At 62.5% G+C, this 11,244-nt stretch carries 9 protein-coding genes; 8 read left to right on the forward strand and 1 reads right to left on the reverse strand.

Translation table 11 applies throughout. From position 1 onward, the window contains the following. The 3 genes from FVQ81_17285 to FVQ81_17295 all read left to right on the forward strand — a co-directional run. Positions 1-966, forward strand: a 966-nt coding sequence (locus FVQ81_17285; GenBank protein ID MBW7998286.1) for a MiaB/RimO family radical SAM methylthiotransferase, incomplete at its 5' end; no start/stop codon positions are given. Between the two features lie 20 nt (positions 967-986). Next, positions 987-2,306 carry a tRNA (N6-isopentenyl adenosine(37)-C2)-methylthiotransferase MiaB gene (gene miaB, locus FVQ81_17290; protein ID MBW7998287.1) on the forward strand — a complete coding sequence of 440 codons (1,320 nt, stop codon included), beginning with the start codon at positions 987-989 and terminating at the stop codon, positions 2,304-2,306. Between the two features lie 47 nt (positions 2,307-2,353). Then, on the forward strand, positions 2,354-4,747 hold the full coding sequence (locus tag FVQ81_17295) for a DUF4131 domain-containing protein (GenBank protein MBW7998288.1): 2,394 nt from the start codon (positions 2,354-2,356) through the stop codon (positions 4,745-4,747). 9 nt (positions 4,748-4,756) lie between these two features. Here FVQ81_17295 and FVQ81_17300 read toward each other — a convergent pair whose 3' ends face one another. Then, positions 4,757-5,839 carry an HD-GYP domain-containing protein gene (locus tag FVQ81_17300; GenBank protein ID MBW7998289.1) on the reverse strand — a complete coding sequence of 361 codons (1,083 nt, stop codon included), beginning with the start codon at positions 5,837-5,839 and terminating at the stop codon, positions 4,757-4,759. Positions 5,840-6,052: 213 nt separating this feature from the next. Between FVQ81_17300 and mutL the strand changes: the two genes are divergently transcribed. The 5 genes from mutL to FVQ81_17325 form a co-directional block, all read left to right on the forward strand. Beyond that, a complete protein-coding gene (gene mutL, locus FVQ81_17305) occupies positions 6,053-7,867 on the forward strand; it encodes a DNA mismatch repair endonuclease MutL (GenBank protein MBW7998290.1) in 1,815 nt (604 codons plus the stop codon). Continuing rightward, on the forward strand, positions 7,861-8,811 hold the full coding sequence (gene miaA, locus FVQ81_17310) for a tRNA (adenosine(37)-N6)-dimethylallyltransferase MiaA (GenBank protein MBW7998291.1): 951 nt from the start codon (positions 7,861-7,863) through the stop codon (positions 8,809-8,811). The genes mutL and miaA overlap by 7 nt, the downstream gene beginning before the upstream one ends. Before the next feature lie 23 nt (positions 8,812-8,834). Next, positions 8,835-9,986 (forward strand): N-acetyl-alpha-D-glucosaminyl L-malate synthase BshA, encoded by a 1,152-nt coding sequence (bshA, locus tag FVQ81_17315; protein MBW7998292.1) that lies wholly within the window; start codon positions 8,835-8,837, stop codon positions 9,984-9,986. A gap of 62 nt (positions 9,987-10,048) precedes the next feature. Continuing rightward, complete coding sequence (gene nadC / locus FVQ81_17320) at positions 10,049-10,870, forward strand: carboxylating nicotinate-nucleotide diphosphorylase (GenBank protein ID MBW7998293.1); 822 nt, start codon at positions 10,049-10,051, stop codon at positions 10,868-10,870. Between the two features lie 5 nt (positions 10,871-10,875). Next, positions 10,876-11,244, forward strand: a 369-nt coding sequence (locus tag FVQ81_17325) for a hypothetical protein (protein MBW7998294.1), incomplete at its 3' end; no start/stop codon positions are given.

Below are 11,244 nucleotides of genomic sequence, written 5' to 3' on the forward strand. Positions count from 1 at the left end.
GATAACAGGGATGGAATCCTGACTGCCGCCGGGGGGGTGGCCACCCGGACCGAATATCCCGATCTGCCTGTGCTGGAGGCCCACCGGGGCCGGGCCAGGGGCTATGTCAAGGTTCAGGACGGCTGCGACAACCGCTGCACGTACTGTATCGTCCCGCTGGTGCGCGGGCCCAGCCGCAGCCGCGCCATCGAGAAAGTGGTCGAGGAAGCGGCCGGGCTGGAACGCTCGGGCCACGCCGAGGCGGTCCTGACCGGGATCCATATCGGTAAATACGGGCGCGATCTGGCGGAGGACCTCTCGCTGTCGTCGCTGGTGGCTGCGGTACTGGATGCTACGAAAAAGATTCGTCTGCGGCTGAGTTCGGTGGAGGTGGGAGAACTGGACGGCGCCCTGGTGGACCATGTCGCCGGTAACCCCCGTGTCTGCCGTCACCTGCATATCCCGCTCCAGCACGGCAGCGACCCGGTGCTGAGGAGGATGGACCGCGGGTACTCGTCGGCTGAGTTCAGCGAGAGCGTGGAGTCTGCGTCCGGCCGGGTTCCCGGGCTGGGACTCGGCACCGATGTAATAGCCGGCTTTCCGGGCGAGTCGGAGCAGGATTTCCGGGCCACGTACGACCTGCTGGATGCCCTGCCGTTCAGTTACCTCCACGTGTTCCCGTACTCGCCCCGTCCCGGCACGCCGGCCGCTGAGATGCAGGGCCGGCCGCCGAAAGCCGAAGTGACCCGGCGGGTGAGGGAGCTGCGGGCATTGTCCGCGCGGAAGAATCTGGCTTTTCGCGAAAATCTTGCCGGGCAGCGGCTGGAGGTGATCCGCGAGGTGACCGACAGTTCAGGCACGCACCAATGCCGCAGCGATAACTACGTGCTGTTATCTTTCAGGGGAGAGTGCCCGCCGGGACGGTTCGAGCTGCTGGCCACCGAGGTGGACGAAGACGGGTTGAGGGCAGTGTTGCCCGGCGATTGACACTTCAGAAAGGACTTTAAATGAGAAGGCCCGAGACATTCTATATAGAGACTTACGGGTGCCAGATGAATTTCAGCGACAGCGAGCTGGTGGAGGCGATGCTCTCGGCCGGAGGCCTGCGGCCGGCAGGGTCGCTGGAGGAGGCCGAACTGGTGCTGGTCAACACCTGCGGCGTACGGGAACACGCCGAGCAGAGAGTTTTCGGCAGGCTGGGTACGCTCAAGGCGCTCAAGGAAGCTTCCGAATTCATGCTGCTGGGCGTTATCGGCTGCATGGCCCAGCGGATCGGCGAGAAAATCCTGAGCGACGCCCCCTGGGTGGACCTCGTGGCCGGGCCTGACTCCTATCGTGCCCTGCCGGAGATGCTCGATGAGCTTGCCGGCGGCAACGCGGTCCAGTTGGCCCGGCTGGAACTCGACGGGGCCGAGACGTACCAGGACCTCCAGCCGCGCCGGGCCGATCCGGTCAGCGCCTGGGTGCCGGTCACCCGCGGCTGCGACAATTTCTGCAGCTACTGTATCGTCCCCTTTGTCCGCGGCCGCGAACGTTCCGTGGACGCCGAAACCGTGGAAACGTGGGTCAGGCGCGAGGTAAACCACGGCGCGCGGGAGATAGTCCTGCTGGGCCAGAATGTCAACTCCTACTGCGACGGGGAGACGGATTTCGCGGCGCTGCTGCGCAGGCTCGACAAGATCGACGGCCTGGAGTGGCTGCGGTTCCTAACCTGCCATCCCCGCGACATGTCGGACAGGATTATCGAGGCGATTGCCGAATGTTCAACAGTCTGCGAGCACCTTCACCTGCCAGTCCAGTCCGGTTCGGACCCCGTGCTCGACAAAATGAACCGGGGCTATACGCGGGACTACTATCTCGAACGGGTTGAGGCGATCCGCAGAGCTGTGCCGGGGATCAGCCTGACGACCGATATCCTGGTCGGCTTCCCCGGCGAAACGGATGAGGATTTCCGCCGGACCGTTTCGCTGATGGAGGCTGTGAAGTTCGATTATGCTTTCACCTTCCGCTACTCCCCGCGCCCCGGCACGCGCGCCGGCAGCTGGGAGGACTCGGTGCCGGAGGCGGATAAAGCGGCCCGGCTGGAAGAGGTTATCGACCTCCAGTTGGAGCACACCAGGCAGGCGCTGGACGCAATGGCCGGCAGGGTGGTCGACGCGATCCCGGTCAAGGTGGCGAAAACGGGCGAGGGGAAGATGCAGGCGCGCACCCGCACGCATTTCAACCTGTTCCTCAAGGCCGCTGAGGACGAGATCGGCCACATTCTCCCGGCCAGAATAACGGGCAACACCGGGATGAACCTGGTGGGAGAACGGGTGGAGCGGTAATCAGCACTGCGAATTGAGCGGTTATCGAAACACAGCATGGAGCGAATGTGGCTAACCTGCCGGGAAACCCTCCCCGCGCAATCGCTTTCCACCGTCTGCCCGCACTGTGGCTGGCCCTTCTGCTGGCTGCCGGGATCTGGTTCCGGAATTATTTCCCCTCCGGTTTGGCCCCTATATCCGCAGCCTGGCTGCTGACAGTCGTCATCCTGCTTGTAGCTTCTCAGTTCCACGCCCGCATGGGCCGGGTTCAGCAAACCCTGGCCTGTCTGGCTATCCTGCTCACCGGCGCATTGCTGGCCGTTCTGTTCGACAAGACCCTCTCTATCAAACGCGCTTACGTAACATCAGACCGCGATTTCGTTGCCGTGCGGGGATACGCCTCCGGGCCGTCGAGGAAAGTCAGGGGCTATTACGGCCGAGGGGATTTCCTGAGATTCGAGATGGAAATCAGGGCTGAAAAGAGGTCCGGAGACAGCGGCTGGCGGGAGGCGTCCTACCGGGCCGGTGTCCGGGTCGATAACCCCGGCGGGCTTGATCTGGCCGGCGGCGAACCCCTGGTGCTGGCCGGTAGTCTGAGGCCGCTGACCGGCTATGCCAACCCCGGCGGTTTCGACTGGCGGGAGTACCGGGGACGGAGGATGGTGGCGGGACAGCTTGAGGTGGAGGATGGCGGCCATGTCCGAATACTTGAAGAAACCGTAAACCAATTTTCGCAGCTGCCGGAATTCAGGAGGCTGGCTGCGCTGTTGCACGCCCGCCTGCACAGGCTCCACGACCAGCTTTATCCCGATCCTGAAATCAGGGAGATGGCCGGGGCGATCCTGCTGGGTGAACGAGCCGGGCTGGACGATACCCTGGAGGGCTGGTTCGTGGAAAGCGGGACTGTCCACGTGCTGGTTGTCAGCGGCCTGCACCTGGGTTTTATCGCGGGGGCCGTTTACCTCTTTTTCGTGCTCCTGCTGGGCAGGAGCTTCACGGCGGCATGGCTGACCTCGACGGTTCTGCTGGTCTATGCCATGGCTGCCGGCGGACGGCCCTCGGTGATGAGGGCCTGGCTGCTGATCACTTTCGCCCTGTTCGCCCTGCCGGCGGGAAGGCAGCGGGCTGTACTCAACTCGCTGGCCGCGGCGTTCGCCCTGCTGCTGATGGTGAACCCGTCGTGGCTGACCGACGCGGGCTTCCAGTTGTCGTTCGCCGCGGTGGGCGGGATCGGGCTGGTGATGCCGATTATGGAGCGCCGGGTAAACCAGCGTGACTGGTGGCGCAACCGCCTGTGGCGCTGGCTGTTCCGTCTGGTTGCGATCAGCGCTGTTGCCCAGCTTGCGGTGGCCCCTCTGCTGGCCTGCCACTTCCACCGTTTCAGCCCGGCTGCCTTTGTCGCCAATCCGCCCGTAGTGGCGCTGGCCGGGTTTTCCGTGCTGGGCGGTTTCCTGGCCGACCTGGTCGGTCTGGTCTGGCTCGATGCCGGCCGGCTGGCGGCGGGTCCGGTGGCCTGGTCGCTCGGGTCGATGGCGGAGGTTGCGCGCTGGTTCGCCGGATTCGAGTGGTCGTCGCTGGCGGTACCGGTACCGGGGGCAGTCGACCTGGTTTTCTGCTGGCTGCTGCTGTGGTCGGCGGCGAGCTGGTTCGGCGGAAAACGGTCCGACGGGGGCCGTCTGGTTGTGATCCTGCTGTTGTGGCTCAACGTCGCTCTCTGGGGTCCGCTGGCGGCGGGACGGTATCGTCGCCTGGATGTCACGTTCCTGGACCTCGGCGAAGCCACCGCGCCGGTGGTGCGATTCCCCGACGGTTCGGTGCTGCTGGCCGACCAGACCGGTCAGGCGGGATTCGGGGCGTGGAGCGCAGTAAACCTGGTGGGTCCCTACCTCCGCAGACACACCGGAAGCCGTCTGGACTACCTCCTCCTACGAGGCAGAGGTGCTGCGCGCCGGAGCTGGACCTACAGGATAATGGAGGATTTCAGGCCGGAAGCTGTCCTGTTTTGCCACCCCGAACCTTTCGCCGGGGCGACCGCCGACTTTCTGGCTTACTGCTCCTCACGCGGGATAGCTGTCCGGCTGGTCACGGAAACGGACACGATGGTTGCCGGCGGAGCCAGGTTCACATTCGACCGGAACGCGGAGGCTCCTTCGTTCGAGTACGGGAACCACAGGCTGGTTCTGGCCGGGGAAAGCGAGCTGGACTGGAACCAGGTTAGTGCGGGGGTACCCGGCGGCAAGGGGGCGGACATAATCGAATGGCGGGAAATACCTGAACCGGCAGGCGGCAGCAGGCACGCAGGCTCCGGCAGTCCGTGGGTCATTTCTCCCGCTCATGCCAGCCGCAACACAGGGGAAAAGAACGGCAAAATACTCTCCACGCGGGATGCGGGCGCGATAACGTTCGGGATCGGGCGGCGGAGCGTTGAAATCTGGAAAACGCGGGCTAAGCCGGGGCGGTAACGCGGGGGTTCAGACCTGGATGCTCTGGATCGAATACTCCGTCTTGTCGGCCAGGTTGATCTCGTAGGGCTTGTCGAGTTCTTTCCCGTCGGGCGTGGTCAGCACTCTCACCAGCGGCCGCTCGATATGCTTGATGTCGTTCTTGACGACGACCGCGGTTTCTCCGGTGTTGAGCAGGATCGTAACGGCGGTCGGGTAGGGAGCGACATGGCCGATAAAATTCTCGAGGCATTGCGGGTCGAAATGGGTGCCGCTGCCCAGCTTGAGGTATTCAAGCCCCACCAGCGGCGGCAGGCGGCGCTTGTAGCTGCGGTCCGAGGTCAGCGAATCGTAGACATCGGCCAGAGCCGTGTACCTGCTGAAGATATGGATTTTCTCGCTGACCAGGCTATTGGGATAGCCGCTGCCGTTGAAATACTCATGGTGCTGCAGGGCGACGCTGGCAACCAGCGGTTTCATCTGCGATTTGTGCAGCAGCAGTTCGTAGCCGATATTCGTGTGTTTCTTCATCTGGGCGAACTCATCGGGAGTGAGCCGCCCTTTTTTCTGGACCACTTCGATCGGGATATGCGCTTTGCCGATATCGGCCAGCAGCGCCCCCATCGCCATGTCCCGCAGCTCCATCGAGGTGAACTTGCCGACACTGGCCGCGGTCAGCACGGTCAGTACGCTGGTGTTGACCGAGTGCATGAACGTGTAGTTATCAAAACTCTTCAGGTCGATCAGGTCCATGATCTGGTCGCTCTGGCCGGTAAGGTCGTCGACAATCTTGTCCGCTATTCCGGTCACCTTGCCGCGATCGAGAGCCACGCTGTCTGCACGCCTGTCGCTGCCCCTGACCGATTGGAACGTCTCGCTGATCGCGCTGACAGCCTCCATGCGTGTTTTGTCGCTGATTACGTCATTGACCTCGATATCTTCATAGCCCTTCTCCTCGATATAGACCGAGCTGTAGCCCATTTCTTTCAGCCGGCGGAGATACCGCGAGCTAACAGGAACGCCTGATCCCAGCAGCAGCGTACCTTTTTCGTTGTAGATCGGCCGGCCAAGTTTTTTGCCCGGTTCCAGGGCGTCAAGCGAAATTAATTTCATCGGTCGTTTCGGTAAGAAAAGTGAAAAGTGGTGACAAGTATACAATTCTATTTTTGTTGAGACTTTTTGTCAAGAATCATATTGCCTGATAATCCGTATTTTCATGCAATCCGGGCCTCGTGACGACATTCCCGAACCGTTTTTATTTGTGAGCTTAGGGACGGTAATTTATATTGATTATTTTACAGGCAAACCCATTCTTAGGGAAACCGGATGGCCCCAACGATTAAACTGCTGGATGAAAACACCAAGAACCTGATCGCAGCCGGCGAGGTGATCGAACGGCCCGCATCGGTGGTCAAGGAACTGGTGGAAAACGCTCTGGACGCGGGTGCGGGACGGATCACGGTTGAATGCGAGGGCGCGGGCAGCGGGATGATCCGGGTAATCGACGACGGCCTGGGGATGAGCGACGAGGACGCCGAGCTGGCATTCCGCCGTCACGCCACCAGTAAAATCACCAGCGCCGCGGACCTCGAAAATATCTCGACCATGGGATTCAGGGGCGAGGCCCTGCCCAGTATCGCTTCGGTGAGCAGGTTCGAACTCGAAACCCGCCGCAGCGAGGACGACGCCGCCACGCTGATCGTGGTCGAGGGCGGACGGACTGTCGAAAAATCCGCGACCTCGCGCGCGCCGGGCACCACGGTCACGGTGCGCAACCTGTTTTTCAATGTCCCGGCCCGCCGCAAGTTTCTCAAGACGGATCAAACCGAGCTTCGCCATATCACCCGCACACTGACCGCCCTGGCTGTCGCCCAGATCGGGGTGGGGATCAAGCTGTTTCACGAGGGCCGCGAGATAATCTCGGCCAACCCGGCGGATTCGGTGGCCGAGCGGGTCGATGAACTGTTCGGTCCGCGCGCAAAGGGCGGCTACCTGCCTGTGATGTTCGAGCGGGGCGGGGCAGTGGTGGGGGGGCTGATCGCCCCGCCGGATTCGGTGGGAAGCCGCGCCGAGCAGTACATGTTCATCAACAGACGGCCGTTCAGCGACCGCAAGCTGATCCACGCTGTCAAGCAGGGCTACGCCAGCACGATTGCCGATAACGGCCGGCCTTCGTTTTTTCTGTTCCTGACTCTCGACCCCTCCGAAATCGATATCAATGTCCACCCGCAGAAACTCGAGGTCCGTTTCCGCGACGGGGGCCTGGTGTTCAGCATGGTCTACCGGGCGGTCCAGCAGGGGTTGCGTCAGGACGGCGCGACCCCGTCGTTTTCCTCCCCCCAGGCCGGCAAACTGATCAGCTCCGGATTCGGTCGGCCCAGGGACTTGCAGCGCCGGGTGGCCGCTTTTCAGCGGAGCGAAACCCAGACCTCGTTCCTGATGCCCCTGGCCCGGCCCGGGCAGCCGGCGGAGAAGCCTGAGAATCAACCGGCTTTCCCCGCTGCCGGATCCGGCAGTGGGGAACAGCAGACAGCTCCGGCGCTGGACGGACAGGGCCAGGAAACGGTCCCGGCGCTGCCATCGGTCTGGCAGCTGCACAACAGCTACATTTTAGTCCAGACCCGCGGGGGCTGCCTGATTATCGACCAGCACGCCGCCCACGAGCGGATAATCTACGAGCAGTTGATCAGCCAGCTGGCCGAGCGCAAGGTCAGCAGCCAGCGTCTGCTGTTCCCGGTCACTTTTCAGCTGGCGCCCGAGGAGCGCGTGGCTGCCGAGCAGTTCGCCCCGCTGCTCGAGCAGGCCGGGTTCGATCTGGAGCAGTTCAGCGGTAACACGGTGGCCGTGCGCAGCGTGCCCTCGATCAGGAACCTGGGCCGGGTCGAGGACTATTTTCGCGACCTGCTGCGCGATCTCTCCGAGGAGGGGAGCGGCTCCACCGGTACCCGTCACCAGGCCCTGGCCCGCTCGCTGGCCTGCCGCGCGGCGATCAAGGCCGGAACCGAATTGAGCCCGGCGGAGATGAGCGACCTGATCGACAGGCTGTTTGCCACCGATCTGCCCTATGCCGATGTCCACGGGCGCAATACGATAGTCGAGCTTGAACTGGACGAGATCAACAGGAGGTTCGGCAGATCCTGAAACCGCTGCTTGTTGTCGCAGGCCCCACGGCCTCGGGCAAAACCGGACTGGCTGTCGAACTGGCGCGGAGGCTGGATGGCGAGATAGTCAGCGCCGACAGCCGTCAGATTTACCGCCGGCTGGATATCGGCACGGCCAAGCCCACGGCCGGCGAGCAGTCGATGGCGGCTCATCACCTGCTCGACATAATCGATGTCTCCGAAAGCTTCAGCGCGGGCCTGTTCGCTGCGGCGGCCAGAGAAGCGATTAAGCGTATTCGTGGAACGGGCAAAACACCGATTGTCTGCGGGGGCACCGGGTTCTATATCGAGGCGCTATGCAGCCCGATGTTTGAGGAGCCGGAGGTTGACCCCGCAAGGAAAAAGCAGGTGCGGGCCGAGCTGGCCCGTGATGCCGAAACCCTGGGACGCGCCGAAATTCACCGCCGGCTGGAAGCTGTCGATCCGCAAAGCGCCGCTCGTCTGCACCCGAATGATCTGCAGCGGGTCAGCCGGGCGCTGGAGGTCTACTGTCTCACCGGCCGCACGCTGAGCGAGCTGCACGGCGAGGCGCAAACCAAGCCGGATTTCGCGCCGTATATGATCCTGCTCGATCCGCCGCTGGACGAGCACGACCGCCGGATAGCCGAACGGACTGGCGCGATGTTCGACGCGGGCTGGGAAGTGGAAGTCCGGGATTTGCTGGCGGGCTGTGTGCCGGAGGATGCTCCCGGTTTCGAGAGCCTGGGCTACGCTGAAATAATATCGCTGGTGCGGGGCAGGACAGGCCGGGACGAGGCGGCGGCGAATATCGTCCGCAGCACCTGCCGCTACGCGCGCCGTCAGCGGACCTGGTTCAACACTCGCGAGGCGGCCTTACGTGATGACCCCCGCAAGCTGAGTATCGGTGATATCGAATCGGGTTGGCGGAAATATCAACACAAACAAGGGGAGGGGACCGGCTGATGACGATCGACGATTCGCACAGGCTGAAAATCGGTATCACCTGCTACCCGACATACGGGGGCAGTGGTGTACTGGCTACCGAGCTGGGCAAGAAACTGGCCGATCAGGGACATGAAATCCATTTCATCTCCTACGCGCTGCCTTACAGGCTCAAGGGTTTTTACCGGAATGTCTATTTCCACGAGGTCCAGGTTTCCAGCTATCCGCTCTTCGAGTACCAGCCCTACACCCTGTCGCTGGCGGTGAAAATGTACGATGTAATCCGCGAGTTCGAGTTGGATCTCCTGCACGTGCACTACGCGATCCCTCACGCCACCAGCGCCTGGATTGCCAGCGAGATGCTGGGAGACGACCACCCGGTGAAAATCCTGACCACTCTCCACGGCACGGATATCACGCTGGTGGGCCAGGAGGAGAGTTTCAAATCGATCACGAGGTTCAGTATCGAGCGTTCCGACGGGGTGACGGTAGTCAGCCGCTACCTTCACGACCAGACTATCCAGGCGCTCCAGGTCGGCAGTCCGATCGAGATTATCCCCAACTTTGTCGATACCGAGGTGTTCAAACGCAGGGGAAGGAGCGACTGCAGCCGCGACATGCTGTCGCCCGACGGTTCGAAGGTGATTATCCATATCAGCAACATGCGCCCGGTCAAGTGCCTGCCGGATGTGATCCGGGTGTTCGCCAACGTGAGCCGCGAGATCAAGGCGCGGCTGGTAATGGTGGGCGACGGTCCGGAGCGCGCCGCGGCCCACCGTCTGGCGGAGGAGCTGGGGGTCGGGGAGCGGGTGGTGTTCCTGGGGGCGCAGGAATCGATAGCCAGCCTGCTCAACTGCGCCGATCTCGCCCTCCAGCCGTCGTCCAACGAGAGTTTCGGCCTCTCGATCCTGGAGGCTTTGTCCACCGGTGTGCCGGTGATCAGCACCCGCTGCGGCGGACCGGAAGAAGTTGTGCTCGATGGCGAATGCGGATATCTTTCGGCCGTGGGCGATGTGGATGAAATGAGCGCCAATGCGCTAAAACTGTTGAGCAACGACGACCTTTACGAATCGTTCAGCCGGGTGGCCCGTCAGCACGTAGTCGAACATTTCACGATCCAGAAAATTACCGCGAAATATCTGAATTTCTACCGGTCGATTTTATGCGGCCGGCAGGAAGCTGGCAGGGAAGGCTGATGCAGGAACGCGAACGGGAAAATAAATTCGAGTTGGGTGAACTCAGCAGGCAGCTGGTGGAGATGGCCCTGCGCGAGGATATCGGCGAGGGCGATTTTTCCACCCGGTGGTCGGTACCCGAAGATAACCGGAGCGTGGCGCTGATAATCGCCCGGACCGGCGGCGTAATCGCCGGGCTGCCGGTGGTCCGTCACGTCCTCGACATGTTCGACCCAAGCCCCAGGCTGGTTTCGGTTCTTCCCGAGGGCCAGACTATCGCCGCCGGGCAGGTGGTGGCCGAGATCGAGGGGGCGACCTGGAGCCTGCTGTCCCTGGAGCGCACCGTGCTGAATTTCCTGCAGCGGCTTTCCGGGATTGCCACCCTGGCCCATCGGTTCGCCGCGAGTGTGGAAGGCACGGGCGTGCGGATCCTGGATACGCGCAAAACCACCCCGGGATTCAGGGAACTGGAAAAATACGCTGTCCGGGTGGGCGGAGCGTTCAACCACCGGCTCGGACTCTACGACTACATCCTGCTCAAGGAAAACCATCTCGAGGCGGCCGGAGGAATCGAACCCGCGCTCAGGGCGGTGGCCCGCCAGAATAAACGAGGTCTTCCCGTGGAGGTCGAGACCCGCACTATCGACGAGGTGCGGGAAGCGGTGTCGCTCGGAGTCAGCCGGATCATGCTGGACAATATGACAGTCGAACAGATGAGCCAGGCCGTCAGGATCATCCGCGAACAGGGCGGCGAGAACCGCCCGGAGATCGAAGCCAGCGGCGATATCAGTTTGCGCACAGTGCGCGAGGTTGCGGAAACCGGCGTGGATTTTATCTCGGTGGGCGCGCTGACCCACTCTGCCGGGATACTCAACCTGACGATGATCATTGAAGCTGTCGAGTGACAGCAATGGATGAGGGATACGAAGCAGAGCGCAGGCTGCTCGCGGCGCTGAAGCAGAACCCGCACCGCTACCTGGATGAACGGGCTCTGCTGGATGGATTCGGTCTGGGCGAAGTGATGGACGAATCCACCGAGGGGTCGTGCGACCTGGAGCGGACGGTCGAGTTGTTGCGCCTGCAGGGCTACCATATCGACGGGGACTGCACCCGCGGCTGGACCCTGGTCGCAGTGCCGGATACGATCAGCAGGTTCGAACTGGAGGAAGAACTCGCCACGACCCTGCTGGGACGCTGCCTGTTCACTTACCGGATAATCGGCTCGACTAATGCGGCCGCCAGGGCCCTGGCCGATGGAGGTGTGCCGGATGGAACCCTG

It is taken from the genome of Candidatus Glassbacteria bacterium (assembly GCA_019456185.1).
Taxonomy (GTDB): domain Bacteria; phylum Gemmatimonadota; class Glassbacteria; order GWA2-58-10; family GWA2-58-10; genus JAJRTS01.

Bases quoted from the DNA above. Each gene is read 5' to 3' on its own strand.
- miaB (MBW7998287.1), top strand. From the start codon at position 987: ATGAGAAGGCCCGAGACATTCTATATAGAGACTTACGGGTGCCAGATG.
- FVQ81_17300 (MBW7998289.1), bottom strand. From the start codon at position 5,839: ATGAAATTAATTTCGCTTGACGCCCTGGAACCGGGCAAAAAACTTGGC.
- mutL (MBW7998290.1), top strand. From the start codon at position 6,053: ATGGCCCCAACGATTAAACTGCTGGATGAAAACACCAAGAACCTGATC.
- nadC (MBW7998293.1), top strand. From the start codon at position 10,049: ATGGCCCTGCGCGAGGATATCGGCGAGGGCGATTTTTCCACCCGGTGG.